This window comes from Scytonema sp. PRP1 (assembly GCF_036697665.2).
GTDB lineage: Bacteria > Cyanobacteriota > Cyanobacteriia > Cyanobacteriales > Nostocaceae > Kalymmatonema > Kalymmatonema gypsitolerans.
Window position 1 is genome coordinate 12,490 of the sequence record NZ_JBAHYJ020000044.1, and the last position, 26,336, is coordinate 38,825.

The 26,336-nt window shown below is 41.7% G+C and carries 25 protein-coding genes and 1 pseudogene; 7 read left to right on the plus strand and 19 right to left on the minus strand.

Annotated features, from left to right (window positions below):
- Positions 1 to 73 precede the first annotated feature (73 nt).
- On the plus strand, positions 74 to 1,039 hold the full coding sequence (locus V5G28_RS08360) for a helix-turn-helix transcriptional regulator (protein ID WP_332994894.1): 966 nt from the start codon (positions 74 to 76) through the stop codon (positions 1,037 to 1,039).
- A 124-nt stretch (positions 1,040 to 1,163) separates the two neighbouring features.
- Here V5G28_RS08360 and V5G28_RS08365 read toward each other — a convergent pair.
- The 9 genes and pseudogenes from V5G28_RS08365 to V5G28_RS08405 all read right to left on the minus strand — a co-directional run.
- Positions 1,164 to 1,418 (minus strand): annotated as a pseudogene (locus V5G28_RS08365) (zinc ribbon domain-containing protein); the annotation flags it as partial.
- Between the two features lie 11 nt (positions 1,419 to 1,429).
- Positions 1,430 to 2,362 (minus strand): Npun_R2821/Npun_R2822 family protein, encoded by a 933-nt coding sequence (locus tag V5G28_RS08370; RefSeq protein WP_332994896.1) that lies wholly within the window; start codon positions 2,360 to 2,362, stop codon positions 1,430 to 1,432.
- A gap of 10 nt (positions 2,363 to 2,372) precedes the next feature.
- Positions 2,373 to 3,368 carry an Npun_R2821/Npun_R2822 family protein gene (locus tag V5G28_RS08375; protein WP_332994897.1) on the minus strand — a complete coding sequence of 332 codons (996 nt, stop codon included), beginning with the start codon at positions 3,366 to 3,368 and terminating at the stop codon, positions 2,373 to 2,375.
- A 157-nt stretch (positions 3,369 to 3,525) separates the two neighbouring features.
- Complete coding sequence (locus V5G28_RS08380) at positions 3,526 to 4,485, minus strand: glycosyltransferase family 10 domain-containing protein (protein ID WP_332994899.1); 960 nt, start codon at positions 4,483 to 4,485, stop codon at positions 3,526 to 3,528.
- Positions 4,486 to 4,552: 67 nt separating this feature from the next.
- Positions 4,553 to 5,764 (minus strand): glycosyltransferase family 4 protein, encoded by a 1,212-nt coding sequence (locus V5G28_RS08385; protein WP_332994901.1) that lies wholly within the window; start codon positions 5,762 to 5,764, stop codon positions 4,553 to 4,555.
- Positions 5,765 to 5,768: 4 nt separating this feature from the next.
- Positions 5,769 to 8,012 (minus strand): ATP-binding cassette domain-containing protein, encoded by a 2,244-nt coding sequence (locus tag V5G28_RS08390; protein ID WP_332994904.1) that lies wholly within the window; start codon positions 8,010 to 8,012, stop codon positions 5,769 to 5,771.
- A gap of 88 nt (positions 8,013 to 8,100) precedes the next feature.
- A complete protein-coding gene (locus V5G28_RS08395; RefSeq protein ID WP_332994906.1) occupies positions 8,101 to 9,258 on the minus strand; it encodes a glycosyltransferase family 4 protein in 1,158 nt (385 codons plus the stop codon).
- Positions 9,259 to 9,399: 141 nt separating this feature from the next.
- A complete protein-coding gene (locus tag V5G28_RS08400) occupies positions 9,400 to 10,242 on the minus strand; it encodes a putative nucleotide-diphospho-sugar transferase (protein ID WP_332995053.1) in 843 nt (280 codons plus the stop codon).
- Between the two features lie 106 nt (positions 10,243 to 10,348).
- Positions 10,349 to 11,272 (minus strand): alpha-1,2-fucosyltransferase, encoded by a 924-nt coding sequence (locus V5G28_RS08405; RefSeq protein WP_332994909.1) that lies wholly within the window; start codon positions 11,270 to 11,272, stop codon positions 10,349 to 10,351.
- 543 nt (positions 11,273 to 11,815) lie between these two features.
- Here V5G28_RS08405 and gloB point away from each other — a divergent pair.
- Together gloB and rplI are read left to right on the plus strand one after the other, a co-directional pair.
- Entirely contained in the window at positions 11,816 to 12,589 is a 774-nt protein-coding gene (gloB, locus tag V5G28_RS08410) for a hydroxyacylglutathione hydrolase (RefSeq protein ID WP_332994911.1), read from the plus strand.
- 404 nt (positions 12,590 to 12,993) lie between these two features.
- A complete protein-coding gene (rplI, locus tag V5G28_RS08415; protein WP_096563681.1) occupies positions 12,994 to 13,452 on the plus strand; it encodes a 50S ribosomal protein L9 in 459 nt (152 codons plus the stop codon).
- A 339-nt stretch (positions 13,453 to 13,791) separates the two neighbouring features.
- On the opposite strand, the gene V5G28_RS08420 is transcribed toward rplI, so the two are convergent.
- Positions 13,792 to 14,760 (minus strand): RsmB/NOP family class I SAM-dependent RNA methyltransferase, encoded by a 969-nt coding sequence (locus tag V5G28_RS08420; protein ID WP_332994915.1) that lies wholly within the window; start codon positions 14,758 to 14,760, stop codon positions 13,792 to 13,794.
- 279 nt (positions 14,761 to 15,039) lie between these two features.
- Between V5G28_RS08420 and V5G28_RS08425 the strand changes: the two genes are divergently transcribed.
- Positions 15,040 to 15,408: a hypothetical protein gene (locus V5G28_RS08425; protein ID WP_332994917.1), complete on the plus strand. Its 369-nt coding sequence runs from the start codon at positions 15,040 to 15,042 to the stop codon at positions 15,406 to 15,408.
- A gap of 131 nt (positions 15,409 to 15,539) precedes the next feature.
- On the opposite strand, the gene V5G28_RS08430 is transcribed toward V5G28_RS08425, so the two are convergent.
- The 3 genes from V5G28_RS08430 to fni all read right to left on the minus strand — a co-directional run bounded on the left by V5G28_RS08430 (position 15,540) and on the right by fni (position 19,033).
- Entirely contained in the window at positions 15,540 to 15,791 is a 252-nt protein-coding gene (locus V5G28_RS08430) for a hypothetical protein (protein ID WP_096563678.1), read from the minus strand.
- A gap of 168 nt (positions 15,792 to 15,959) precedes the next feature.
- Positions 15,960 to 17,795 carry a signal peptide peptidase SppA gene (sppA, locus tag V5G28_RS08435; protein WP_332994920.1) on the minus strand — a complete coding sequence of 612 codons (1,836 nt, stop codon included), beginning with the start codon at positions 17,793 to 17,795 and terminating at the stop codon, positions 15,960 to 15,962.
- A 194-nt stretch (positions 17,796 to 17,989) separates the two neighbouring features.
- On the minus strand, positions 17,990 to 19,033 hold the full coding sequence (gene fni, locus V5G28_RS08440; RefSeq protein ID WP_332994922.1) for a type 2 isopentenyl-diphosphate Delta-isomerase: 1,044 nt from the start codon (positions 19,031 to 19,033) through the stop codon (positions 17,990 to 17,992).
- Between the two features lie 567 nt (positions 19,034 to 19,600).
- Here fni and V5G28_RS08445 point away from each other — a divergent pair.
- Positions 19,601 to 19,873 carry a DUF7219 family protein gene (locus V5G28_RS08445; protein WP_332994924.1) on the plus strand — a complete coding sequence of 91 codons (273 nt, stop codon included), beginning with the start codon at positions 19,601 to 19,603 and terminating at the stop codon, positions 19,871 to 19,873.
- Here V5G28_RS08445 and V5G28_RS08450 read toward each other — a convergent pair.
- The gene (locus V5G28_RS08450) at positions 19,870 to 20,049 is read right to left on the minus strand and encodes a hypothetical protein (RefSeq protein WP_332994926.1); all 180 of its coding nucleotides are present in this window, start codon (positions 20,047 to 20,049) and stop codon (positions 19,870 to 19,872) included. The two genes, V5G28_RS08445 and V5G28_RS08450, sit on opposite strands and share 4 nt — an antisense overlap.
- 458 nt (positions 20,050 to 20,507) lie before the next feature.
- Between V5G28_RS08450 and V5G28_RS08455 the strand changes: the two genes are divergently transcribed.
- Positions 20,508 to 21,734 carry an RNA-guided endonuclease InsQ/TnpB family protein gene (locus tag V5G28_RS08455; protein WP_096563672.1) on the plus strand — a complete coding sequence of 409 codons (1,227 nt, stop codon included), beginning with the start codon at positions 20,508 to 20,510 and terminating at the stop codon, positions 21,732 to 21,734.
- A gap of 23 nt (positions 21,735 to 21,757) precedes the next feature.
- Here the strand turns inward: V5G28_RS08455 and V5G28_RS08460 are convergent, their stop codons facing one another.
- From V5G28_RS08460 to V5G28_RS08470, 3 genes are all read right to left on the minus strand, one after another.
- Complete coding sequence (locus V5G28_RS08460; protein ID WP_332995055.1) at positions 21,758 to 22,402, minus strand: response regulator transcription factor; 645 nt, start codon at positions 22,400 to 22,402, stop codon at positions 21,758 to 21,760.
- Positions 22,402 to 23,286, minus strand: coding sequence for a S1C family serine protease (locus V5G28_RS08465; protein ID WP_332994930.1), 885 nt, complete (start codon positions 23,284 to 23,286; stop codon positions 22,402 to 22,404). The genes V5G28_RS08460 and V5G28_RS08465 overlap by 1 nt, the downstream gene beginning before the upstream one ends.
- A 65-nt stretch (positions 23,287 to 23,351) precedes the next feature.
- Complete coding sequence (locus V5G28_RS08470) at positions 23,352 to 24,281, minus strand: S1C family serine protease (RefSeq protein WP_332994932.1); 930 nt, start codon at positions 24,279 to 24,281, stop codon at positions 23,352 to 23,354.
- Between the two features lie 286 nt (positions 24,282 to 24,567).
- Between V5G28_RS08470 and V5G28_RS08475 the strand changes: the two genes are divergently transcribed.
- Positions 24,568 to 25,176: an HdeD family acid-resistance protein gene (locus tag V5G28_RS08475; RefSeq protein ID WP_332994935.1), complete on the plus strand. Its 609-nt coding sequence runs from the start codon at positions 24,568 to 24,570 to the stop codon at positions 25,174 to 25,176.
- A 156-nt stretch (positions 25,177 to 25,332) separates the two neighbouring features.
- Here V5G28_RS08475 and V5G28_RS08480 read toward each other — a convergent pair whose 3' ends face one another.
- The gene (locus tag V5G28_RS08480; protein ID WP_336230119.1) at positions 25,333 to 25,809 is read right to left on the minus strand and encodes a response regulator; all 477 of its coding nucleotides are present in this window, start codon (positions 25,807 to 25,809) and stop codon (positions 25,333 to 25,335) included.
- 30 nt (positions 25,810 to 25,839) lie between these two features.
- The gene (locus V5G28_RS08485; RefSeq protein WP_332994939.1) at positions 25,840 to 26,145 is read right to left on the minus strand and encodes a hypothetical protein; all 306 of its coding nucleotides are present in this window, start codon (positions 26,143 to 26,145) and stop codon (positions 25,840 to 25,842) included.
- Positions 26,146 to 26,336 lie beyond the last annotated feature (191 nt).

Here is a 26,336-nt window from a genome sequence, read left to right on the forward strand (position 1 = left end):
AAGGCTATCACCAAAAAAAAAAAGATATTATCATTTTTTGATAATATCTTTTTGAGACGCGTTATCCCAAGCTATGTCTTCCAAAACCGACACCAACTACAACCAAATAGCCTTTGCCCTGGAAATCCTCAAACAGCTAGCACAGAAGCCACGGAATCGAGATGAATTGGCTGATTTGCTATCTCCTTTTGTGGAAGCACACGGCAAGTCATCAGACGAAATGGACATCAAGCAAAAACTCACGCGTACAATTCGCAAGCTGAGAGACTGCGGTATTGAAATTAAAAGTGCGCCTCACCATCCTTACGAACTGGTGGAGTCGAATTTCCCCGTAATTCTCTCCACCGAACAGCGACAGGCGTTAGCATTAGCAGCTTATTTCTTCGCGGGGATGGGCTTTTCTGCACAAGCAAGCCAGATTTTGCGGATTGGTAATTTGAAAGAATCTGACATTCCCGCATTTGTCAAAGTTAATTTTAGCCCTCCCGTAGATTACACCGAAGACAAACTTGATGTTATTGTTCGTCACCTTCAGCAAAGGTTTGAGCAACAACGCCGTTACACTATTACTTACCAGAGCCGTAAAGGGGGGCAACGGATTTGGGATGTTGATCGCTCAGAATTGCGCTTTCATAACGGTGTTCTTTACCTGTTCGCCTTTATTCCCGACTGGAAGTCGTGGCGATTTCAAACTTTTCCCAACATTGACCAAAACCATCTGTTTCGGGTAGATCGGATAGCTAATGTCGGTCCTGCTTCTGATGTACACTGGCTATCTTGCGAGTTCCCTAAGCTGGAAATCTACTATCGCATGAGTGGTGACTTAGCAAATTACCAACCCCGGCGCGAGGGAGAACGTGTCATTAACCGCGATTCGGAAGGAAAATTTGTTGATATTGCGACCTTAGAAGATTATTGGTTCTGGTTTCGACAGCGAATGTTGCAATATGGGGCAAATGTTCAGGTTTTAACTCCAGAATTTTTAGCAAAAGAAATTAAAAACGAGCATCAAAAGGCATATGAAAAATATTGCTCATAGTCCAGTTCATTTGTAATGCCAGCATAGCTGCCTTTTAGCACTTCTGAGCGGAGCGCTCTGGACAGTTGCACCAAACAAAAAGCGCTCATTCAAGTCGGTGGTCAGGATTTTTAGAATGCAGAAGTTAATTCCAAGCAGTTGCAGCGATGATTTGAGCATTGGTATCATCCAGGTAAAACTCATAAATTGGCACGCCACTTCGCTCACAGCGCAATGGCTCAATAACTTTGGTGCCCACGGTACTGAGTCCTTTTTGCAAGATGTTGATGGCTGCGTTTACGTCCCTATCTTCCACAAATCCGCAATGCGGACAGATGTGAGTCCTAGTGGATAGAGACTTCTTCACCTTTTCGCCACAATTAGAACAATTTTGGCTTGTTATGAAAATAGCTAAAACTTAGCTTTGATTTGCCTTAATTGATTCTTCAGATTATCCAATGTTTGCTCCCACTGACTTTTCTTAGCTTTTGGTGGAAACACTGCAGGTGGGAGTGCAGGATTAAGATTGCGGTAATATTCCCAAATATTCCAGTAGGGACAACCAGGTTCAATCCGAATACCAGCCCAGTGAAGGTATTGCAGGGGTTGATTAACTGAAGGGTCAATCAATATATTTCCCTGAGTCTGAAAATGAGGACTTCCTCCCCAATTTCCTGGTGCTTTACCCTCTCTGCGGACAATGTTGAAGCGGCGTGGAATCCGTTTGAGGAGCATATAATTAATAATCGGTTGGTCGGAAGTTTTTTGGGAAAAATCAAAGTATTCTGGATGGGCGGCGCACTCGGCAAAGGTTTCATACAAATCCTGTTCTGAGATGATGTTTTTCTTTGAAGCCCAAAAACCACCGTTGAAAATATCTTTAACTTCAGTTTCAGTAAATACTTGTTCTTCTAAAACTTTCTGTGTAAAGACATTTTTAATGCCTCCTGCGTGTTGATAATCACAACAAAGAAAATCGTATTTTCCTAGATAGTTAAGATTGTCAATAATTTTTTCAAAGACAACTATATCTGTATCTATGTACAAAAACTCATCAAACGGTCCGAACCAACAAGCTTGCTTGCGAAATTGATTGGGACGGGCAAAAAACTTACTTCCAAAAACATCATGTAATTTTTTTGATAATCTATCGATAAAATCTAAGTCTTCGTATATTTTTACTCCATAATGCTGGTTAACTGTATCTGCAATGCTATGATAATTGTCATCGTAAGGAATCATGACAATTGGTGTTTCTGCATCATGCAATCGGATACTATTAAGTAGTGCGATCGCATGGTCAGTCACCTTATCGTTAGCAATAATATAAATTCCCCTAGTCATTGAATAATCCTCAACCTGCTAATCCTATCTTTCTTAAAATTCGCGTAGCTAAACTTGGAGGTGCATTGTAAGCTTTCGGCTTACTCTTGAACTTTGGTCGCTTGTCTGGTTCGTGCAGATAGCGATAGTGCAAGAAAATTTTCCGGTAAGGAAAATCAATATTTTCTCCAGCACAAACGCGGCTAAATAACTTAGACGACAAACCTATATAGTGAATATAAGTTAACCGATTACCTTTGTCATACAAGATATTGTCTTTTGCTTGAAAATGAGAAGAAGTAACGCAACAGCCAGTTTTTTCACTTTCAGGAAGAGAGTGAGCAAAATTATAGCTAGAGATGCCTGACCGCATGACCATGTAGTTAAGAATTGTTTGGTCAGGAGCCATATCATAAAGAATTTCTGCTTCTCCTTGCCGTAGTTGCTCTAGGAGCCATGAACGCTTGTGAGTATCAAATATATCTTTTTTGGAGGCATAAAAGCCTGAACAAAATATTTCTGTTTGCAGTCTTTCTGGTGTAAATAATTCTTTTAATTTAGTCGATGAGGCATTATAAACATGAGATAAATCCTTGAACTGGAAGTCATACACCACCCAGTCATATTGATTGAGTTGAGCAAAAACTTGCTCTAAGGAACTCATTAATAAAGTATCAGCATCCATGTATACAAAGCGGTCAAAAGGAGCATCAAAGGCACAGTAACGCCTATGGGTGCCGACTCGATAATATTTGTCACTACCAATTTGCCGCCAATGCTCTTGCGCGGTAGGATGAGCATCCCAAATATTGCGGACAAACTCATCCCATTGCTGAATTGAATCTTGATGATCGTAAAGTTGTACATTAGGGCGGCGAGCAATTTCCGCAGCAATTCCGGCTGTGTTGTCGTCGTAGGGATAGACGCAAACAGGCATTTTTTGCCCATAAATTGCCTCGATGCTATTGAGTAGGGCAACGAGTTGGTCGTAAACTCGGTCATTAGCGAGGGTACAAATACCATCCATATTTTTCTAGGGAAGGGAACAAGGGGAAAATTTGCTAAATAACTACTCCTATCCTGCCTGTACCCCGTAGGAGAACCCACAGGGTAGAATATTGAATTAAATAAACCGCCAAGACGCCAAGGACGCCAAGAAATACTGGGAAGGAAGTAAGAATAAGTTACGAGAATTTGGCAACAAATTCTGAAAGCCAGTTGAGCAGATTTAGTTTGTGGAGGATAATTTGTCTGGCTTCGCTTATCGCTTCCTTTGCTGCATACCAAGCATCAGGGGTAGCAGTCACCTCTTGTATGTAGGCAATGCCTTTTTCATCCAAGCTGGGTAACCGCAGAAAACTTCCTGGTGGCAATAGTTTATCAGCAGCTGGTCCACCATAGTAAATTGGCAGACACCATGCAAGAATCGCATCCCAAAGTTTTTCACTGACATACCAATCATTGTCAGCATAGTTTTCAATTGCCAGATTGTAATAATAGGGTGCCATGCCGTACCATTTGTTGCCCAACTCTCGTGGTGTTGTCGCCCATGCAGGTAAGCCGCGCCCGTACAAATCAAACTTAATTCCACTGGCTTGTAAGGATTGTAAAAACTGTAACCGTTGGCGATGCTTAGCTGTGCGGCTGATTCCGGAGGTAATCCAACTGCAAGATGCAACCTTTTCGGGAGGTGGCATTTCATTTAATTCACGAAATGAGTTGCTGTGATACCAAATTGCAGGCATATAATCAGGCGTGGGAGCAAAATCATCGGGTCCGGAAACGTAGCCACAATATTTCTGCGCTTGCTGATAATTCTGTTTGTTTCTTTCAACAACTTCATCTAATGGTGGTTCTCGCAGCAGATAAATTCCTTGTTCTTTGCTGACGCCGCGTAGTAGAGAATCGATGTTTAATTGAGATTTTTGCTGTTGTTTACGAAACGAATTTAACCAAGATTTCTGCTGTGTAGGTTCGGGAAAATCAAATTGATACATCAGCAAAAAATCTGGCTTGGGTGCAAGCGCCTGCATTTGTATATTGCCCCAAACACCAAATTGATGAGGCGTTTGTTGCCACAGCCAATCGCATCTTTTATCAAGATTTTGATAGCTGCTAATCATGCCAACAGTTTTTATAGCCATTTTTTTAGTTGTTAGGTGTTAGTTGTAGAGACGCGCCATGGCACGTCTGTTATTTGTTAGGAATTGTTTATGCAATAAGAGGAGGACGAAAAGATTCATCAACGTAACTCAAAATTTTTGCGGCTCGGTTTTCCCAAGAAAATTGTTTCACAAAATTGACACTATCTTCGTAACCTTGTATTTTCCTAGGATGAGTTTTTAAAACCTGCGCCACTGCTTCGGCAAATTTGCTGGGATTATCTGGTTCACACCAAGCAGCGATCGCCTTCGTATTTCTAAACTCGATTAACGAGGGAATTTCTGTCGCCACAATCGGAGTTCCAGAGGCAAAGTAGTCAAACAATTTTAGAGGAGAGGTGAATGTCGCTGCTTTTCCCGAACAATGAGGGTGAGCTAAAACATCGGCTGCTTGGAGCAAAGATGCCAAATCTTCTTGTAAGATGTACCCCAAGAATATAAGATTGTTCACCTGCTTTTGTTTTGCTAATTGCTGATAGTGTGCTACCTCGTTTTCCTTACCTCCTGCACAAGCAAATTGAACATTTGGCATTTCACGAGCTACATCAATCAGGATTTCGATGCCTTTAAATTGCTGTAGTGCTCCTGAATACACGATTAGATGCGATCGCCCATCGACCAAAAGTTTTTGACGCCATTGGGCTGCTTTTTGAGGCTGTCTCATCATAAACAGGCGATTGAAGCCATTGTGCAGCTTTATGACTTTTTCCGGTGGCATACCATTTTGAATCATGGTTTCCCGGATTGTATCTGCAACTGTGATAGAAATTTGAAACAGCGGACTATTAACTATTTCTGGTTCAAATAACTTTTCTTCGTGGTGGTGGTGTTCGTAAATTGCTGGAACTCCATTTTGAACAGCAGCTTTCACAAAGTTCCAGTCCCGACTATGGACAATTTTGGTTTGGGGCAATATGTGAAACGGGAAATAATACTTGGAAGCGATGGTGTTAGAGTCTGTAAATTTGCTTGGCAAATAATCAATTGGCCAAGGCATCGGTAGGGGAGCAACTTTTAGTTTGTCCTGGAGGTTGTAATATTTCACCAAATTTTTTGGTGTTTTTCTTGGTCGAAAAGGCAGAACTAAATCAATTGGGTTGAATGCTGCTAATCCTTTGTAGGGATAGACCAAAATTGTTAAGTAACCCAAGTTTGCAGCAGCGTTTGCCGAATTTGTAGACTGAACTAAGTGAGCTTCTGGTTTTGGTAACTCTTCTCTAATAAAAAAAATATAGTATTTTTTAAAAGCAATATTTTTCATAATTTTAGACTTTAACACTATCCTCAAAATGCTCTAATTTATCAAGTAGATGCATCGCATAGTGATAAGCTTCTGAAAGGATTTGATTTTGTTTTTGGGGCGTGTCTACTAAATTATCGGCAAGGGAGCGGAGAGAGCCAACCATAGGATTAAGGTTTGTTCTCAGATCCTCAGTTACAACCTTCAAAGTTTCATGTCCGGGAGCGACGCCGTTATTTTCTTCTGTTGCTGAAAATTGCCAGTTTTTCTCTAGGTTAACAATATCATCAAAAACATCTAGAGTATTGAGAATTCTCAAGGCAGATTTGTAGGATTCTTCAATTAATTCCTGCCGCTCTTGGGAATTGTCTGCCATATCATCAATTAATAAGCGTAAAAAGCCAAGCATTGAGTTAAGCCGCGTGCGAATTTCATGAGAAACGCGGATTAAGCTTTGCTTACGTTTGCTAGTTGTTTCTGACTTGTCGGCAAATTGCATTGCGTACAGGCGCGAGTAGAAACCACCCTTTTGTAAAAGTTCTTTATGGTTTCCCACCTCTACCACGCGTCCTTGATCGAGTACGGCGATTTGGTCGGCTTTTTGCACTGTGGAAAGGCGGTGAGCAATCACTAAGGTTGTGCGATCGCGGCTCAAATCATCCAGCGCACTTTGCACTAAACGTTCAGAAACGGTATCTAAAGCGCTGGTTGCTTCGTCTAGAATCAGAATTTCTGGGTCTTGTAGCAAAGCACGGGCTATAGCAAGGCGTTGTCTTTGTCCTCCAGACAACATCACACCGCGATCGCCAATCAAGGTATCAAATCCCTGAGGCAATTTGATAATAAACTCATAAGCATTCGCCCGCTTCGCTGCAATCATGATTTCTTCGTCTGTCGCCTCCGGTCGTCCATACCCAATGTTTTTCCGCACTGTATCATTGAACAGGAAGGTATCTTGGCTGACAATTCCCATTGCCTTTCGCAACGATTTCAACTCGAAATCGCGTAAATCCACGCCGTCGATAGTAATACAGCCAGATGTGGGGTCATAAAATCTGGGTAAAAGGTCTACCAGTGTAGATTTCCCTGCACCAGAACTTCCTACCAAAGCCAGTGTTGTACCGCGTGCTATGTATAAATTTACATCTTTTATCACTAACTTATCATGACCAGGGTAGGCAAAGGAAAGCCACTTGAAATGTATTCCGTTTTGTAATTTTGTGTACGGTATTTTACCGTTACCCATCAACGGCTTATTATCCAGACGTAAAAAGTCAGCAACAACTTCCACGCTGCTAGCGGTACTGGCAAAGCTACTACGAATGGTATTAAGCTGAGAAATCAAAGGTAGTACTCGCAACAGGACTAATAAATATGTGAGCATGACAGCGGAAAGCGACGTAATTTGCTGTGCAAAGAACGTGCGACTTAAAAAGACAATCAGGAGTATTGCTGTAATACCCATGACTTCACTCACGGGTGCTATTGCCTCAGAATTGATCTGAGACTGAAAATCTGCTTTTTCGCGATCGCGAATCAGCTTCTTAATCCGATAAAATTCTTTTTGTTCATTACCCGTTGCCTTCACCAAACGAATTCCGTTGAGGGTTTCTAGCACAGAGATTGAATATGCTTTAGACATATCGCTCAACTGCTTGCCAAAGTTCTTAGAACGAGAAATAGCATATTGGTTGACTAACGTTACAACAGACAGCAAAATTGTAGAAGCAATTGTTAATTCCCAAGAAATTGACAGCAGCAACCCGACGAAAACTATAATTGTTATTCCAAGAATAATTAACTTAACTATACTACCTATAGCAGTGGCGGCACGACCAATTTCTCCACCAAGGCTGTTAATTAAATCACCAACTTTCATCTTGGTGTAATAATCTATATCTATTTCTAGCAATAACTGTAAGCCTGCTTCGCGCATATCAGAAGTCAGCCGACGTGTTAAATTACTAGAAGCCAACGTACTCGCGTAACTCGCTAAATTTTTCAAGAAAATCGTGAATATAATTGCCCCCGCCATGACCAATAAACGGTAATTTTCTGGAACATTATCAAAGGGATACATGATTTTTTTGATAATGTTAGGAGCACCGCTTAAATCTACTTCTTGTCCCACAATCCTGAGAATGACTGGCACAATCAGAGCCGTACTCACACCATTAAATAAAGCTCCAGAAAATCCTAATAGAATTGTTAGGAAAATTACAACTGGATAAGGTTTAGCAAATCTTAGTAGTAGCTTACTGGTTGACATCAGGAATGTTTATCACAATTTACTTATTATTTGTAAACTTATTTTCAATCATTTCATCTCAAATGAAAAACAGGACTTATCTTTTAGCTCACAACTTAGCAATCACCGACTTTAAAGTAGATGCCATAGTCTCTATGCTATATTTTTCTATGCATCTCGCCCTTGCCTTTGAGCCTCGCTCGTTAGCTGACTCTAAATCCTGAAATATACACTGAATTTGCTGTGCAATTTGTTCCGGAGAACTAGGGTCAACCAAATAACCAGTTTCGCCTAAAATTTCTGGAATATCTCCAACTCGTGTTGACAATACAGGTTTAGCCATTGCCATCCCATCTGTCAACTTTAGCGGAAACTGGGCGCGAGCAGTCAGAGTATCTCGCTGAGGAACAACCACGATATGAGCAGCTGCTACAATCTCAGGCATAACCTCCACAGGGAATTTTGGTAATTTTATAATCCAACGTCCCCATTTTTGAATGAGTTTATCGTCATAATCATCGTAAGGGCTACCACCGACAATGACGAGTCTTATATCTGGCTGATTCAACTGATCCAATGCTATTAAAACATCTTCAACCCCCTTATGAGGTCGTGGTGCGCCAGGAAACATGAGAACTCGGTAATCAGAAAGACCATAACGTTCTCTGCTTGCTTCTGGGTTATATTTATCAGGATCAAACATTGCAGTATCTTTGCCATTAGGCAAATAAGCACCGCCAAAACGTTCTTTAAGAAACGCAGTATCTATGGTTACTGCATCTGCATTTTGCACTCTTGCTTCCATCCACTGTAGATACAAAGGATGATCGGGAAATCTCAATGCACCATTTTTTTTGAAAATGTCCCGATAAAATTGCTTGAGACTAGGATGATACTTCCATTCAAAACCACCATACCAACTCAGTTCCCAGTCATCCATATCTAATAACAGAGGACGACGACTCCTGAATTTTTTAAGTAAAGATACACCAAAACTCGTAGGCTTGGGTTTTACTGCATAAATAATATCTCCATCTAATTTTTCTAAAAGCTTCGGAATGGAGCCAAAAAACTTAGGATAATTTGTACCAGGAATGGAAATAATCTCAATTCCAGAAGGAGGAATTGCATACAATTCTTTCCCGTAAAGAAAACCGACAATTTCTACTTGATAATTAAGACTTTTAAGTACTTGAGCTAGTAAAAATGCCCGAACACTTCCACCTCCGGACAAGTCGCTCACAACTAGTGAAACTTTTGTTCTCATTATATTTACGTAATCAAAAAAAATATTGCATGGCAATATTCACATCTTGCACGCCCGCTTTAAAAGCCTTATTTTTGCCCCCTCCTCGCTTGCGGGGAGGGGGTTGGGGGGTGGGGTGCATTCCGGTGAGAATACTTATTTTTATTTAACACGCCAAGGATTTCTCACTTGATTGGGTAAAAAAACTTTTGCCAATTTGTCGAACACTCGAGTATAAAAAGAACGAGTAATATCTTTAGCGTACTGAGGTCTGTAAGGATAAGTACAGTGAAGCACCTTAATTTGTCCTTCAATTTTATAATAATCCTTCCATTTACTTAGATAGTTGTATGTAGGTGGTAGTATTTTCATTTTAGGCCGGACAGTTTCAATAGCTGAAGCAAAAGCCCCTTGGTCTTTTAGTAACAATTTCTCTTGATTGTTTTTCACGACTTCAAAATAACCTTTAAATTCCTCAAAAAATACCTTGGTCGTTTCTGTTTTCCGAAAAGCCATAAAACCCCCATTATACTGAATGCTATCTTCCTTGAGCGGTAGACCAACAGATTGTAGGGTTGGCAAAACATAGGGTAAATTTTCTTGTTGATTACCTCTTAACAAATTTGTAGCTTTAACAATATAAGGTTGTACATCTTCAGTTAATAAAAAATCATAATCATCCAAATACTCAAAGACATCATTAATATCTGTCAGTAAGCAAATATCGGAATCTAAGTAGATTGTTTTGTCAAATTCCGAAGATTCATACAAAGCTAATTTTGCTAGCCGTGATGCCAAAACTGTATTTTCATTGGTAGGAGCAGGTTTCAAGATGACATTTTTAAAAGCGAGCAGGGAAGGATATAGAACTTTGGGTACACGGTCAATTAAAATAATGATTGGTTCTTGATGAAATTTCCTGACTGAAGCTAAAAAATGAACACAATCTTGAAAAGAGTACATACCTGTTAAGATTGTAATAAATCCTCGCCTTTCTTTTGCCATAAAAATTTTAGCCACTTAATATTTATCTAGATAATTTTGAACTTTGTGCCCCCTCCGGAGGAGCTGCGCTAACGCGCAGCGTGTCCGCAGGACATATTTTGAATTGTTAATGCGTCCATTCCCAAAAACTTTTGCTCCAGTCATCGTTATAGTGAAACACCCCTTGCCATTGATAATAATGAACAAAATCTTTAAGTTCTAAAGCTTTATTCACATCCCTAATCATATAAAGTGGTCGCTCTCCATAAAAAGACGCCCACATAGTATAACTACTGGGAGGACCGATAATATAGTCGCATTCTGCTAAGGCATACATATCCTCAATAATATGATTATTTCCATAGACATAAGATAAATGTTGGAAAGAATCCGCGTCTTGCTTCTCATTAGAGCAAATCAAAAAAGTGACTTTTTTATGAGGAAATAGCGATCGCGCTGACTCCATAACCTTTAAATACTGTTCAGCTTGATAAAAATACCTGCCATCTTGATGCTGTCGATAATCTCCTTGACGAATATGAACTCCTATGAGGATATCGGTTCCATTCCTAATACTGGATATCAGTTTTGCAATATTTTCTTGATATTTTTTTAGAGGTTGGAAGTATGCACGAATAGCATCACCGTGTTTCCGGAGATTTGCTGTCTCATCGACAAACCATCCATCTCGAAATAGCCAACCTTTGAAGAAGTTGAGTGACTTCGGTTTTAACTGTTCAACTATATTAGACCGACTCCAATTAAATGGTTTATCTCGCTTAATGTCAATGGTATTGAAGCGTCCGCTTTCAGCTAGAGAACGATTGAAATTATAGTAGTATTGGCGTATTTTTTTATTTCCTGGCATTGACAATAGAGGAGCAGGATAGCAACAGAGAAAATCTTTAGCTGTTGACTGAAAAAACTCAGCATATTCTTCAAATGCTGGATTCAATACTGTGTATTTATTTTCTCTAGCGAAAGCTATAAAGTTAGCAAAAAGTAGCAGCCTATTGCCTAATTGTCCAGATTTTGCAGATATGACTAACATATTTCTAACCGGAAACCTATTTAGTTAAGATTTCATGAACTTTTTTTGTACATTCAAGGTATAACATAGTATTTTTGCATTATTATAGAGTATAATTCATTGCATATTGCTTTTTGGTATTGGGTTCCTAATTCTGCAAAATTTGAGTATCTTTAAAAGACAAAATAAACGAAATAACTATAACTTTGTATTTGCTGTTACTCCCAGAGAAATTTTACTCATAAATTGATGGTAGTAGTGCAATTCGTCAGCGGGAGCTGTAGGGCTTTGCCCTTGCCTTAGTAGGAATATTGCTTGTACAGTAAGCTTTTTAACCTTTTTCAACTGGATAGTTATTTTCACCGCGCTGCACTAGTACCAGGGATAAATAGGTTTTCAGTAAAAGTACGGTCATAAATTATGATGGATCATGGGCTGTTCAAGCTCTCGTCAAAGAAAAAATATGATAGATGACACTTGTGCAAGATTGCCTAGGCGAATGGAATTTGCGTCCGAACGAGACTTTATCAGCAAGACAAGTGTTTCAATAGGGAGGCAGAGGAAATGCAGGTCATCCGTTTAGCAGCACTTTCAGATAATTACATCTTTGTGCTGCACGATCCAAACCAAAATATTGCTGCTGTTGTCGATCCAGCCGAAGCAAAACCAGTTTTGCAGAAACTGAACGAATTAAAAGCGTCGTTGGTGGCGATTTTTAACACGCACCATCATAATGACCATGTAGGAGGGAACCGCGAACTGATGCAACAATTCCCTGATGTGACAGTTTATGGTGGGGCTGAAGATAAAGGGAGAATACCAGGACAGCAGGTGTTTTTACAACAAGGCGATCGCGTCGAATTTGCACAAAGAACAGCTGAGGTGATCTTCGTTCCGGGACATACTCGCGCTCATATTGCCTATTATTTTCCTCCAGAAAACCCAGGTGAGACGGGTGAGTTATTCTGCGGCGATACTCTGTTTGCAGGTGGTTGTGGTCGCTTGTTTGAAGGGACACCAACGCAAATGGTAGACTCCTTAAGCAAACTCCGCTCATTACCTGATGATACCCGCGTCTGGTGCGCCCACGAATACACTCTGAACAATCTAAAATTCGCCCTCACCGTAGATGCACAAAACGCCGACTTACAAACTCGTTACGACGAGGTGAAGGCGTCCCGGAGTCGGAAAGAAGCGACTGTTCCCTCGCTTTTGGGCGTGGAAAAGCATACAAATCCGTTTTTACGTTGGGATCAGCCAGCATTACAATCAGCTGCTAACAATCGTGACTCCGTGCAAACCTTTGCGTGGATACGAGGAATGAAAGATAAATTTTAGTCATTAGTCATTAGTCATTAGTCATTGTAGAGACGCTTTCATGAGAGCGCGTCTCTACATCTTTGTCATTAGTCTTTGCTAAACGATACAATACAAGGATGCTCAGAAAGTAGTATGGGACAACAAAAATAACTAGACAGTTAGAAATAGGTTCAAACCTTGGTGATGTAAGTTTTTTCTCCTGAGTTCTGAGTTCTGAGTTCTGAGTTCTGACTTCTGACTTCTGACACTAGGTTTATTTTTCGTGTAGGGAACAGTTGCGATCGCGCCCTACATTTCGCTATCATTTGTAAGTTTCGGGCTATACGCAAAGCTCCTTGGAAGACAGCTACACTCCTAGCGAACTATCCGGCTGTTGCCCAAGCAATTAAGATTTTAGAGAAAGCACAGAAAAAAGAACAACGATGGCGAAACGTGTACAGTTAGTTTTAACTCAAGATATCATCAAGCTAGGCAAATCTGGCGACTTAGTAGAAGTTGCTCCTGGCTATGCTCGTAATTATCTCATTCCCAGAAGTTTGGCAACTCGTGCCACTCCTGGTATTCTTAAGCAAGTCGAACGTCGCCGCGAGTTAGAACGTCAGCGGCAATTAGAATTGAAGCAACAAGCCCAAGAGCAAAAAGCAGCTTTGGAAAAAGTTGAAAGCTTCAAAATTGCTAAGCAGGCTGGTGAAGGCGAAGCTATTTTCGGTACTGTTACCAGCCAAGACGTGGCAGATGTCATTCAACAAAGCACAGGACTGGAAATAGATCGGCGTGGTATTACCATACCCGATATTGGTCAGTTAGGTACTTATGAGGCTGAAATTAAGCTGTATTCTGACGTGACAGCAACAGTCAACATTCAAGTTGTAGCTAGCTAAAAATTTTACAGAAGCCGAAGCCCCGTGCAAAGTGCTTCTGACAGATAGACACAGATAAATCTCACATATCTGTGTTTTTCTGTATTTATCTGTGATTTCTTTTTGTAGTAAGGACTTTAGTCCTTGCTTTAACGTGAGTTCGATATATCCTGATTTGACCCCTCTCCAAACCTCTCCCCGAAGCGGGGAGAGGCTTAAAAAGCCTATTATGCTCGTACGTGCGTTGCGGATTTTTGCCCCTTCCCTTGTAGGGAAGGGGTTGGGGTTAGGTTTCGTCGAACTCACGTTGCTTTAGTCGAGAGGACGCGCATTCCTCACTATGAACTTCCAGACATGATATTACTCGTTAATGTCCTCGCGGTTTGTGTTCATCCAAATCGTAGATAAAACCTCTACATCTATCTCCTTTCTCTCACCCTCTTGAGTATTTTTAAACAGCACTGTAAACGCACCTGCACCCAACCTATCCTGAGGAAACATCCGATAACAAGGCACAGAAGTTAAATGCGATTGATAACTTTGTAAATGACTAATCTCCACCGCTTGAAACTCAGGAAACCTTTCTAAAAACCATTCACAAACTTCCTCATTTTCCTCAGGAGAATAGGTGCAAGTCATATAAGCAAGATACCCTTGCGGTGCCACAATTTGAGCAGAATTGGCTATAATCCTCTTTTGCCGATTCGCACTTTTATTAATAGCTGTTGGATGAAAACATCCTGGTGCCTTCTCCCCTTTAGCAAGTAATGATTGCCCAGTACAAGGCGCATCTACTATTACTAAATCACTAGATAAAGATATCTTTTCAGCTAAAATACTAGAATCTTTATTAACCACAGCAGAGGGGTTAATATGACAACGCTTTAAATTAGAAATTAACATTCCTAAGCGTTTGCCAATGACTTCATTACTTATGAGCAATTCAGGCTGCAAGCCTTTCCAAGCAAAGACACTCTTTCCTCCAGGTGCAGCACACATATCAAAAACTAACTTGAGAGGACTAGGAATTGTTAACAAAATAGAAGCCGCAAATACAGAAGAAAAATCTAGACAATAAAAATATCCCTGTGCGTGCAGCGGATGTTGACCGGGTTTTTCTCCAAAGGATAAACGGTCTATGAATTGTGGTTGCCAAGCCGTGGGCATTTCCACAGAAAAGGGAGATTGCTCCGGCTTTTCCTGACACCAAAGAATGCAGGGATGGAAAGGTTTGGGATGAATTAAAGCATCAACAAATTTCTCTTGTTCATCTAGATTTTTAAATAAACGGCGCGAAACTTTAAGTAATAAATTAGAAGCTTTCTCCATAAATTGTTGTCAATAAGTAAGTAGGCGAAAACAAATTGAAGATAGTGTAGGGTGAGTTAGGCGAAGCCGTAACGCACTAAACCCGCCAATTTGATGCGTTACGCTAACGCTAACGCATCCTACAGTGGTTTTATATTTAATTCAGCCCACGTACTTATAGCCCTAATAGTCTTTTAGTTAATAAAGGTGTCCCCAAAGCGATTACGGCTACCACGCACTCAAAGTGCTTTCCTAAGTTACAGTAGGTGATGAAAATAAGTTTTCTCATTGCACTGAGATATGAAAACCGTCATTGTGATATTTGCAACTTTACTTATCACCTGCACATCAGCTTTTGTAGCCGAAAAATCCTATGCAGAAGTAAGTACTGTAGCTCCTCGCATCACTATTAGTGAAAGGTGTCAGCAGTTACAGTTAAACTGTACTCAGTCTAAGCTGTTAGACGTCGGGCGCAAGTTAGAGCAGTTGTACGTAAGCCGATATAACGAGAAACCACCTCAACAGCGCGGCGTCAACGTCTACACCACCGCTAACATCGACCTAATTGACCAAGTATTCATTAATCAGCTAGCAAAAGAAAACGAGAAGCTACGCAAAGACTTGGAATTAAGGGATACCAATATTCAGCGTCAGGGTAAACGCATGTAATTTGCTTCAAGTGGATGAACCAAGAACCCCACGGCTTCAAGCCGTGGGAGTGTCAATCAATTGAGTCATTAGTAATGAATTTGTAGTTGCGCTTGGGCGCAGCTACAAGTTAAGAAGTATAATAAGCACTTTTAATCTTCATGCCGATGTTGCCATGCAGCACCAAAAGCCGCCCCAGCCCCAACTATCAAGCCGGTACTCATTCCCTCTATAGTTCTACTCGTTTGGTCTTGGGTCAGACATTCACTCGTCACTGTACTGGCTTGTAAACACGAATTGCTCTCTGCCCAACTTGTGGTGCCTCCTACAATCACACCAGCTAAACTACAGGAAACAACGAGAAGCAAAAGGCGTTTAGTTTTTATGTCTTTAGGCAGTTGCATAAATTGTTGTGCATGGTAAGTAGTCCACAACTACTTTACACATCCACGCGGCTCTTGTCAGCTGGGTGTTCATTCTTTATCGAGAGTAGAGAGATGAGGGAGATGAGGGGGATGAGGGAGAAAATTCCTCCTTTTCCCTTTGTTCCCTTGCCCTCCAATCTCTAGATATCACTCAATCCGTAAGTTAAAGGGTAAGCGAACATACATACCCTGTGGGTCGTTCATCTTTTGCAATATTGCTAATTCCTGTTGCAGTTTTTGGAATTCAGCCATTAACGGATCTGGTGCTTTGAGTTGCGCTTTATTCACTCCTAAAGCAGTTCGCGCTTCTTCACTAACTCGTCCAAACAGGCGTTCTTTAAGAGTGCCTCCTTTGGGATGTTCCTGCAATTCCCAATTTTCTCCCAGATTCGCCGCACCAGAAGCGTATTTAATAGCAGCATCCAAACCGCCAATTTCATCCACCAAACCTATTTGCTTCGCCGCTGCACCAGACCAAACTCGTCCTTGAGCAATTTCAGCCACTTTTTGCTGTGGGAGTTTACGACCTTGTGCTACTTTATTCAAAAATAGACTGTAGATGCGGTTAACATTGCGCTGGTATAGTGCCAATTCTTCCGGTGATTTGGGACGAGCAACTGTTTGATTATCAGCATAACGGGCTGTTTTCACTGAATCCCAGGTGATACCGTTGTTATTGGCTAGCTTTTGGGCATTCATGAGTAGTCCAAACACACCTATGGAACCTGTAATTGTGTTTGGTTCAGCAAAAATCCGTTTGGAGTCTGTTGCAATCCAATAGCCACCAGAGGCGGCGACATTACCCATCGATACCACAACCGGTTTTTCCTGATTCGTCAGCCGGACTTCCCGTTGCATTTGTTCAGAACCCGTGACGCTACCACCTGGGCTGTTGATCCGCAAGACGACAGCCTTAACATCTTTGTCCTGTCGCAGTCGGCGGAAGATTTTGGCAAAGCGATCGCCTCCTACATCTCCACCATCTCCTAGACCCTCGACAATCTCACCTTCTGCATAAACCACTGCTATTTTATTTTTGGAGTCGCGTTCTACACCAAAGGACTTCCCAGGAACTTGAGCATACTCTCTCAAGCTGATTTGACGAAATGTTTTATCTTCCTTGTCGCTGTTGGTCAACTGCTTGAGTTCAGCAACTACCTGATCGAAATGCGCTACCTTATCCACCAAACGATTGGTTTTCGCTTCATCTGCCAACAACAAAGCCTGACTATCTGCGATCGCCTGCAATTGTTGCGGCTTCATTTTGCGACTTGCTCCTACCGTAGCACGCCACTCACCCCAAACATCATTCAACAATTGCTGAGTTTGTGCACGGTTTTCTGGACTCAGCTTTGTAAGTAAATACGGTTCAACTGCTCCTTTAAACTTGCCAACTCGTATGACCTGAACCCCAATACCGTACTTCTCTAATGCTCCTGCAAAAAATAACGGTTGCGTGCTAAAACCGTTAATTTCTATTGCTCCTAACGGATTAACAACAATATTATCAGCTACCGAACTTAAATAATATTCTCTTTCCCCCCAATCCACGCCATATGCCACAATCTTTTTCCCAGCAGCGCGGCACTTCTCCAACGCTTGACGGACTTCCTTAAGAGTGGCAAAGCCAGTGCTTCTACCTTCTGTCGCGCGGCTAGCATCTAAATATATTCCCACAATTCGTTTGTCACGTTGTGCTTTTTCCAACGTGTTCAAAACAGTGCGGAGTGACATCCTTTTGTTCTCTTCACCTGATAATGCGTTCTCAAGAAATTCGCTAGAACTTGGCTCCCCATCAGTGATGTTTGTTGACAAGTCAAAAACCAGCACTGACTTATCTTTGACAACAGGACCCGTATCTTTGGATGAAGCTGCTGCAAATATTAGCAACAATAGTCCAGTCGTTCCCAGACCGCAGAAAATGAACAGCCCCAGTAGGCTTCCGATTAAGCTGGCAAAAGTTTGTTTGAGAAAATTAGGCATATTTGTTGTTAGTCATTAGTCATTTGTTATTGTAGAGACGCGCTGTTTGAAGCGTCTCTACTTTGTCATTAGTGCTTAGACTTAGAAATTGAGAACTAATGACTTGACTCTGTATCTTCTTAATATTTCCACTCTATTAAACTCAATTGTTCACATCTATCACCCAACAACCTAAAAACTAAGGGTTCTTATTATTATTTTATTTCTTGTAAACTTTTGGAACACTTCAGTTGTTCTAGTGTAGCGTTACCAGTGCAAAATAACACAGTCGTGATTTCGGCAAGTAACACCTCAGCTAAGTCGTAAACAGCAGCTTCGGAAACAGCAGCAGCTTGCAGAAAAGGCATTGCCAACCCAGCAATGTCTGCTCCCAGTGCCAGCGCTTTTGCTATGTCCAATCCATGACGTAATCCGCCCGAGGCAATCAAAGGTACATCAGGAGCGATCGCACGAATACTAGTAATACACTCCGCCGTTGGCAAACCCCAGTCTGCAAATGTGCTTCCCAGACGGCGTTGCAAAGAATTTTCTGCCCGTTCGCTTTCCACCTTTGCCCAAGATGTCCCACCAGCACCAGCCACGTCAATCGCCTTGACTCCAGCAGCAATGAGTTTCTCTGCCATTGCCGAGGAGATGCCATTGCCCACTTCTTTAGCAATTACGGGTACTGATAATTTGCAGCATAGAATGCTAATTTTGTCAAGCAAGCCTTTAAAATTTTTATCACCTTTAGGTTGAATACATTCTTGTAGCGGGTTGAGGTGCAAAATCAAGGCATCAGCCTCTAAAATATCAATAATTCGCAAACACTGATCCAAACCATAACTGTAGTTCAGTTGGACTGCACCCAAATTGGCAAACAACAGAACATCAGGGGCGTACTTGCGAACGGCAAAGGTATCAGCAACTTGGGGTTTTTCCACCGCCACACGCTGGGAACCAACACCCATCGCTATTTTATAATGCTGGGCAACTTCCGCTAAACGATGGTTAATGATTCCCGCCTGTTCAGTTCCTCCTGTCATAGAAGAAATCAGCATTGGTGCAAGAAGCTGTTTCCCCAAGAAGGTAGTACTGATGTCAATCTCATCAAGGTTGAGTTCGGGTAAGCAACAATGGGTGAAACGATAGCGTTCTAGTCCATTTGTGGTTTGCTGGAATTGTACATCTTCTTCTAAACAGATGCGGATATGGTCGGCTTTGCGCGATTGGGTTGCTGCTGGAGTTGTAGGATTCATGATGAGGTATCACTGAAAGCGGTTGCGATTACCATTTTCTCAGGTATTCTCTCCACTGGGTGGCGTTCATCTAATACAGTTCGGTTACGGTTCGTCACAAGGTGACCCCTACCTACCCAGCCTTAACAAAGCCTATTCTCCAAATCATCTTTGGTGGTATATTTTCTTTCAATTGACCAGCGCCTTGGGTGGAAACAAGCTAAAGGTAGCTAGATTGTGTTTGACGCTGGCATGTTATAGTCTTAAGAACTTTATGATAATACGGTAAATCTGCCGACTTATTGTATTTTAATTATTAACTTTAGGTTAAGAAACGAATCTGTGGTGAAATAATCGGAAAAGCTTATACACAAACGGTTAATTTAGAATACAGGTTAATCAAAACAAGATGTAGAGAAGAAATTATTTGTCGCTCTCATTTTTCATATTTTTATCTATTTAGTAGATAAAAATATATCTTTCGGAGGATGCAACGTAATTATTACTGGTTTACGTTGTTATAAAATTTACAGAAGTTAAATTCAAATTAAATACAATTAAAGTAAATTATAAATAGGAGGTAGATTAATGGAAAACTCTAATCAAAGAGACAAGGAAAAACTTCTCTACCCTCACGCTCGCTACTACGGTCAAATAAAGCCAGAAAATCTAGTATTTAACGCCAATCTCCAAGAATTTTCTCAGAAGGTAAGCTATATCAGTTGTTTAGAAACATCAGGGAAATTAGCACCACAAGAAGCTTATGACAAGATTAAGGCACTTTGGAAACAGCTCAAACGCAGCAAAAAAGAATTGGGAATTGGCAACGGATCATCAGACATAACTAAAGACATAACCTAAAGTATCTCAAAATCATCGTTGACTAGCTCAAATTCTTTTGGGCTCAAAGACAGCACAATGTCTTCTGAATCTACCTGAATTAGCCAGCGTTCACTAGGGTGAGCGCCTGATAGTACTTCTTTGGCACAGATTTTCCCAACTCGTCCAGCTACATATGCTGGACGTAAAATCAGCACTTTATCTCCAACTTTGGGCTCTATCGCACTCCTCATCCACAACTTTCAAAAATGAACTGTTCTCCATGAAAACCGAAGTATCCTTAACCTTAGGTTAATAATAGATATGATGAAAATACCCCTTAAGACATAGGTAATTAGAATTAAGATATGTCTTAAGAAGTATCTGTTAGTTTTTTATCCAAAAGTGCCAGTAGGAGAATTTCTAAACTTGCGGTTGACAGTTGCGCAAGTGTTTTCTAGGCTCAAGTTGCGGTTAACTTTTTCGCGCCCCCCCACTGAAATGGTACTCCATTCAGTGGCGGGATATAAGGCGGGCTATGACGATTGCATCTTCGACCAATTCTTACCACAGGTAAGAGAGGAAGAAGATGTATGAGGAATAGCCAAATATTTCCGGAGTGTTGTTACTGAAATATGTATATAATAGTAACAGGTCGATATTTGGAATAGTTGAGATGAGAAGACAAGCTGTAAAAGTTCGCTTGTATCCTACTGAGGAGCAAGTTCAAATACTTGCACAGCACTTTGGTTGTGCTAGATGGTTCTGGAATTATGGGTTGAATAAATGCATTGAAACCTATAAAGCAACAGGCAAAGGCTTGTCTCAATCTGGACTCAATTCTTTGTTACCAGCACTTAAAAAAGACAAAGATACTGAATGGTTAGGAGAGTGTTACTCACAAGTTTTGCAGTCTGTGAGTCTCAACCTTAGCCGTGCATATCAAAACTTTTTTGAAGGTAGAGCAAAATATCCTAGATTCAAATCAAAACATCACCGTCAATCAATTCAGTATCCACAGAAAATAAAACAGGTTGATGAATGTTTGAAATTTCCAGGTAAATTAGGTGTTGTCAAAGCTAAACTACATCGACCACTTGACGGAACCATCAAAACAGTCACTGTGAGTAAATGCCCGTCTGGTAAGTACTATGCTTCTGTCTTGATGGAGTATGAGGGGGACTACCCGGCGTCAAAATCAGAGGGGAATGTAGTTGGTATTGATTTGGGAATAAAGGATTTTGCAATTACCTATGATGGGGAAAAAGTATCCAAATATCCGAATCCTAAACACTTAGCTAAATATGAGAAAAAACTAGCCAAGAAACAGCGTACTGCTGCACGTAAAGTTAAAGGTAGTAATCGTCGTAGAAAGGCTAATAAGATTGTCGCTAGGGTATACGAACAAGTTAGCAATGTCCGTCAAGACTACTTACACAAGTTATCTAGAAAGATAGTTGATAACAATCAAGTTGTGGTAGTTGAAAACCTAAACGTCAAGGGCATGGTTCGTAATCATAAACTAGCTCATGCTATATCTGATACGGGGTGGGGAACTTTCGTCAACTTCTTGTCCTACAAACTAGAACGTAGTGGTGGGACATTGATAGAAATTAATCGATGGTTTCCTAGCTCCAAACTTTGCTCTAATTGTCATTACCAAATCTCGGAATTACCACTAGACGTGAGAAGTTGGACTTGCCCCAGTTGCGGTACTCATCATGACCGGGACGGCAATGCTGCAATAAATATTAGAGCAGAAGGTATCAGAATGCTGTCCTCCTCTGGGACGGGGGAGGCTAACGCCAATGGAGAGGAAGTAAGACCAATTCGCGGGCGTAAGCCTAAGATGCGGCATTCCTCCGTGAAGTTGGAAGCCCACACTCAATCGGTACTCCGATGAGTGTGTGGTAGTTCACAGTAGTCTCACAGCATAATCAAACCCAGCCTTACACCAACAGCAACAGCTTCTGTACGTGTCGAGACACCCAGCTTTTGAAAAATAGATGAGACATGAAACTTAACAGTATGATCTGAGATGTTTAAACGTTTGGCGATCGCCTTATTACCCAATCCAGAACCAAGCATATTTAAAACCTCTATTTCTCGTGGTGTCAGTGCTTGCACAGGATTTGCGGTTTCTTTTTGCCGCACACTCGACTCTTTTAAAGCAAGCAGAGACTCGATAGTATCAGAATGCATCACCACTAACCCAAGAGCGATCGCCTCAACAGCCGCGACAATTTCTGACTCTGTGCTAGTACTTGGTAATATGCCGCGTACACCAGCACGCAGTGCTGCTTGAAAGTCTATACTATCGACATCAGCAAGAACAATCATTGCAACTGGGTCTTGCTGCTGTTGTGAGGAAAGCAATTCCCAGACTAATTCCTGAAAGTTGCCACTCACATCCAGCAGCACAACATCGGGTTGTAATTGCTCAAATTCCGTTGTAAATGCATCCAAATCTGATGCACTGCCTACGACTGTGAGTTTGGAACTGCTTGCCACTACAGCTGACAATCCAGCCCGCACCACTGGGGAAGCAGCAACTACAAACACCCGACGTATCATACCACCTCCGCCACCTGACAAACTAATTGCCGTCCGCCACGCAGAATCTGCAACGGTAATGGTTCGCTGCTGTCGGTGCGCTCAAGATACTTGCTTAAATCATCAAGTCTGGTAAAACTTTGTCCTGAAACTCCCATGAGGACATCACCAACAAGCACACCAGCAGCTTCAGCAGCACTTCCAGAATTGACAGACAACACCAATAAACCTAAGGTGCGTTTGTTGGTTGCATCTACCACCACAGGTTGCACAGTGACACCAAGCTTTTGACGATTTCCACGCAAAAAACCTTCTACAGCAAGGCTTGGTATCGCCACACCCAAACCGTTTACAATCATGGTGTTAATCCCGATGACTCGTCCAAGACAGTCAGCAAGTAGACCACCAGAATTGCCAGGAAACAGCCGAATATCAGCCATAACCATACGTTGATGGCTAGCGTGGATAATCCCGCTTGTCACAGCACCGCTATCACCAAAAGGATTCCCGACAGCCAAGACGAATTCACCCACTCGCAAAGCATCCGAATTGCCGATAGTTGCAGTCGGTAAGTCAGTCGCATCAATTTTAAGAGCAGCTAAATCTTTTGTGGGGTCTATATTGGTACGTACAGCTTCAAATACCCGTCCATCCCACAATTCCACAGTTGCTCGGTTGTTGGTAGCAACATGAGCATTCGTGATAATTAAACTACCCCCCTCAGTTCCCGGCAATAAAAGTTTATCCTTATCTCTCCCCTGCTGGCGGGGGAGTTGGAGGGGGTGAAGGGAAGATTGCCAGATAACGCCGGAACCACCTCCATAAGAGCTACTTTGGACTTTCACAGTCACTTTGCGTAGATTTTCAGCCACTGTAGCCAATTCATCAGTTATGCGTGTCATTGTTGCAATACTCATGTTCCGATGAGTGAATTTTGAATGGGTGAATTTTGAATTGGTATTACTCTTCAAAGCACCGGTCTTTCGCCAATGAAGATTGGTAACTCAACTAACGCACCAGCTCGGATCAGCTGCACTTTGATAGTTTTGCCAACGCGATCGCCACTGTTCAAAAGCGCCAACACATCACCCGTATCATTCACAAGAGTCCCATCCAAAGTTACCAAAACATCCCCAATCAGCACACCAGCATTGTCAGCAGGTCCATTTGGCTCTACATTAACGACAATCACTCCAGCAGCAGAACTTAAATTGAGTGCTGTTTTCAGGTTTTTTGGTAAGCGTACGGGTTGCATCCCTAAACCCAAGTAACCGCGTGCAATGTGTCCTTTTGCCAACAGTTGGTCAACCACTCGATTAACTGTAGAAGCGGGTATAGTAAGAGCAGTACCGCGTCGCCCCGATGTGTTCATGCCTACCACAGAACCCGCAGCATCGATGAGTGGTCCACCTGCCAAGCCAGGATAAAGCCTGATGTCTGGACGAATGAACTGGTCTATATTACCACCGCTCATACTCCGCCAAGCACCACTAACAACACTGACTGCACCTATCGCTGCTCGGATGTCACCTTCGCTACTTCTTCCTAACCCCAGTACCAAATTACCAACTTTTAGTGTTTTGGCGTCGCCTATGTTCGCCACCGGGATGTCTGCATTTTCTATTTTGAAGACAGCGACATCGGTGCTAGAGTCATGCCCTATAACTGTGACAGGTACAGTACTACCATTTGATAGAGTGACTGTGATTTCGTCATAGCGCTGGAGTGACTCGTCAGAAGTAACAATGATACCATTGCGCCAGTGAATACCACTAGGAGAAATACGCGTACCAGCATTCACCGCAACAACAGCACCCCCAACTTGCTCTACAGTGTCAGCTAAATTGTTGGACAAAGCCACTAAGGCGTTAGACGTATCGAATCCAGGTGAAGACATTCCATTCCTCCGTTTTTTGATGGAAAAATTAGGAGTAACTTTTCCATATGTTGCGATCGTGCCGTTTCGTCCCTATAAATGACATCAGAAGAATGGGGAGAATTCATCCTGGAAATATGGCTAGGTAGGAAAGTGGAGGAATAACATACTTCCTCTTGCGTTTTCATACATCTGTTTTGCGAGAGGTAGAGCCTCGTACAGCTTATATCTTAGGGTTCTACAAAGTTCTTGAGAAATTTTCTAGCCTTAATCATAGAGTTCAATAAACTACAAGGAAAAGATTTTTATGACAACCAACGTTTCTGGTGATATCAATGATATCAACAAGAGTGATATCAACAAGGGTGGTATCAACAAGGGTAGCAATAACTCACTGTTGATTGGCATTCTCCTGACTGTCCTAGGAATTGCAGCATTTGCTGTGCCTAGAGTTACAACAATCTTTGCTGAAACTTGGATTGCTTTAATTCTGATTTCTTCTGCAGCAGCCAAACTGAGTTATGCGTTTCAAACCCGTAATGAAGGAGGCTTTGTTTGGAAACTCCTGCTTAGTATCCTCTACTTTGCAACGGGCGTGATGTTGTTTGTTTATCCTTTAACAGGAGTTCTCACACTGACTCTATTGTTAGGTAGCTTTCTGCTTACAGAAGGCGTATTTGAGCTTGTTCTGGCATTCCGGTTACGTCCGCAACAGAACTGGACTTGGGCACTAGGTAACGGCGTTATTACCCTGCTCTTAGGCGCAATGATTTGGTTCCAATGGCCCTTCAATGCACCCTGGGTGATTGGGACATTGGTAAGTGTCAGCATTCTCTCCACCGGTATTTCACGCATAATGCTGTCATTGAATGCTCGTTCTGCCTTGAATCATTCTGATTCTGCAGCACAAGCATAAAGCAACTATAGTGCAATACGGTTGGTGATAAGACCAGAACCCTTATGAGGACGACAATGTAGAGACGCCCCACCTCTCGTCTCTACACATCACCCACTCTCACCAAAATCCTTAACTGAATCGTATTAGCTTTTGGGCGTCGTCATGGAATCGACGCTAAAAGTTTAGCTTTAGAGCTATAAAAGCAGAAAGCCTACTGTATTTGATTACTATTATCATATAAGCCAAGTCCATATAAGATTTCAGCCAAACTATTAGCTTGTATTGGTTTAAGCAAATAAAAATCGATACCCAAGTCATACGCGCGGGTAACTCACGGTTACCGTAAGCCGTCAAAGCTATAATTGCTAACTCCTTTAAATACGATTGTTGTCGTATCCATTTGAGCAAATCCAAACCTGACATTCCAGGAAGTCTTAAGTCCAGCAGAACCAAAACGGGTAAGGGGTATTTTCCCCGATCCTGATACGGTTCCTTACCTTCTAAATAACGAACCGCATCTTCTGCGGTTTCCACGACTTGGAGATCAAATTCTGGACTAAGGTGACTAAACGCCCTTTGAATCAGAAATTGGTCGGACGATTCGTCGTCAACGACTAAAATTGTTTTCTGTTGCAAAGCTCTCCTTGTCATCTGTTGTACACTCTTTGACTCGATTCTGTATTAGATATTACAAAAAAATCTTGTCATGGATTGAAATAAATAGGAGTTTGCTCTAAGAGCATAGGCTCGATTAATGTCCAGCTGCTTATAAGAAGTTAACACCACTATCGGTAGATGTTTCGCATAAGATTGTTGCCTTATCCAAACAAAAACTTCAAACCCCCATTGTGGAAGTTTAAGGTCTAGTAGCATTGCTGTCTGGTATAGGATAGCGATCGCTGTTGGAGTTAAACTGATGGAGACTTGTTGCTTGAGTTTCTCAAACTGCTGTCTTAAGCCAGACTTGTCTCGTCGGTAATTAGCCATCGCGCCTACCTCTGTGCAGCATCCCTTCTACACCAAGGTGAAATAACTGCGACTAAAACTCATCTACCTTAAGACTCTCTTCCTAAAGTCGTAATGGCTGCAATTTCCTCTACCTCCTAAAAAGCAAAATGAGTTATGATAAACTACAGTATTTTTATAGATTAACTGGATTTTATAACTCTGCCGTTGGA

Excerpts from the sequence above, each read along its gene's own strand:
- V5G28_RS08360 (WP_332994894.1), top strand. The coding sequence starts at position 74 with ATGTCTTCCAAAACCGACACCAACTACAACCAAATAGCCTTTGCCCTG.
- V5G28_RS08370 (WP_332994896.1), bottom strand. The coding sequence starts at position 2,362 with ATGACTAGGGGAATTTATATTATTGCTAACGATAAGGTGACTGACCAT.
- V5G28_RS08375 (WP_332994897.1), bottom strand. The coding sequence starts at position 3,368 with ATGGATGGTATTTGTACCCTCGCTAATGACCGAGTTTACGACCAACTC.
- V5G28_RS08380 (WP_332994899.1), bottom strand. The coding sequence starts at position 4,485 with ATGGCTATAAAAACTGTTGGCATGATTAGCAGCTATCAAAATCTTGAT.
- V5G28_RS08385 (WP_332994901.1), bottom strand. The coding sequence starts at position 5,764 with ATGAAAAATATTGCTTTTAAAAAATACTATATTTTTTTTATTAGAGAA.
- V5G28_RS08390 (WP_332994904.1), bottom strand. The coding sequence starts at position 8,012 with ATGTCAACCAGTAAGCTACTACTAAGATTTGCTAAACCTTATCCAGTT.
- V5G28_RS08395 (WP_332994906.1), bottom strand. The coding sequence starts at position 9,258 with ATGAGAACAAAAGTTTCACTAGTTGTGAGCGACTTGTCCGGAGGTGGA.
- V5G28_RS08400 (WP_332995053.1), bottom strand. The coding sequence starts at position 10,242 with ATGGCAAAAGAAAGGCGAGGATTTATTACAATCTTAACAGGTATGTAC.
- V5G28_RS08405 (WP_332994909.1), bottom strand. The coding sequence starts at position 11,272 with ATGTTAGTCATATCTGCAAAATCTGGACAATTAGGCAATAGGCTGCTA.
- gloB (WP_332994911.1), top strand. The coding sequence starts at position 11,816 with ATGCAGGTCATCCGTTTAGCAGCACTTTCAGATAATTACATCTTTGTG.
- rplI (WP_096563681.1), top strand. The coding sequence starts at position 12,994 with ATGGCGAAACGTGTACAGTTAGTTTTAACTCAAGATATCATCAAGCTA.
- V5G28_RS08420 (WP_332994915.1), bottom strand. The coding sequence starts at position 14,760 with ATGGAGAAAGCTTCTAATTTATTACTTAAAGTTTCGCGCCGTTTATTT.
- V5G28_RS08425 (WP_332994917.1), top strand. The coding sequence starts at position 15,040 with ATGAAAACCGTCATTGTGATATTTGCAACTTTACTTATCACCTGCACA.
- V5G28_RS08430 (WP_096563678.1), bottom strand. The coding sequence starts at position 15,791 with ATGCAACTGCCTAAAGACATAAAAACTAAACGCCTTTTGCTTCTCGTT.
- sppA (WP_332994920.1), bottom strand. The coding sequence starts at position 17,795 with ATGCCTAATTTTCTCAAACAAACTTTTGCCAGCTTAATCGGAAGCCTA.
- fni (WP_332994922.1), bottom strand. The coding sequence starts at position 19,033 with ATGAATCCTACAACTCCAGCAGCAACCCAATCGCGCAAAGCCGACCAT.
- V5G28_RS08445 (WP_332994924.1), top strand. The coding sequence starts at position 19,601 with ATGGAAAACTCTAATCAAAGAGACAAGGAAAAACTTCTCTACCCTCAC.
- V5G28_RS08455 (WP_096563672.1), top strand. The coding sequence starts at position 20,508 with ATGAGAAGACAAGCTGTAAAAGTTCGCTTGTATCCTACTGAGGAGCAA.
- V5G28_RS08465 (WP_332994930.1), bottom strand. The coding sequence starts at position 23,286 with ATGACACGCATAACTGATGAATTGGCTACAGTGGCTGAAAATCTACGC.
- V5G28_RS08470 (WP_332994932.1), bottom strand. The coding sequence starts at position 24,281 with ATGTCTTCACCTGGATTCGATACGTCTAACGCCTTAGTGGCTTTGTCC.
- V5G28_RS08475 (WP_332994935.1), top strand. The coding sequence starts at position 24,568 with ATGACAACCAACGTTTCTGGTGATATCAATGATATCAACAAGAGTGAT.
- V5G28_RS08480 (WP_336230119.1), bottom strand. The coding sequence starts at position 25,809 with ATGACAAGGAGAGCTTTGCAACAGAAAACAATTTTAGTCGTTGACGAC.
- V5G28_RS08485 (WP_332994939.1), bottom strand. The coding sequence starts at position 26,145 with ATGGCTAATTACCGACGAGACAAGTCTGGCTTAAGACAGCAGTTTGAG.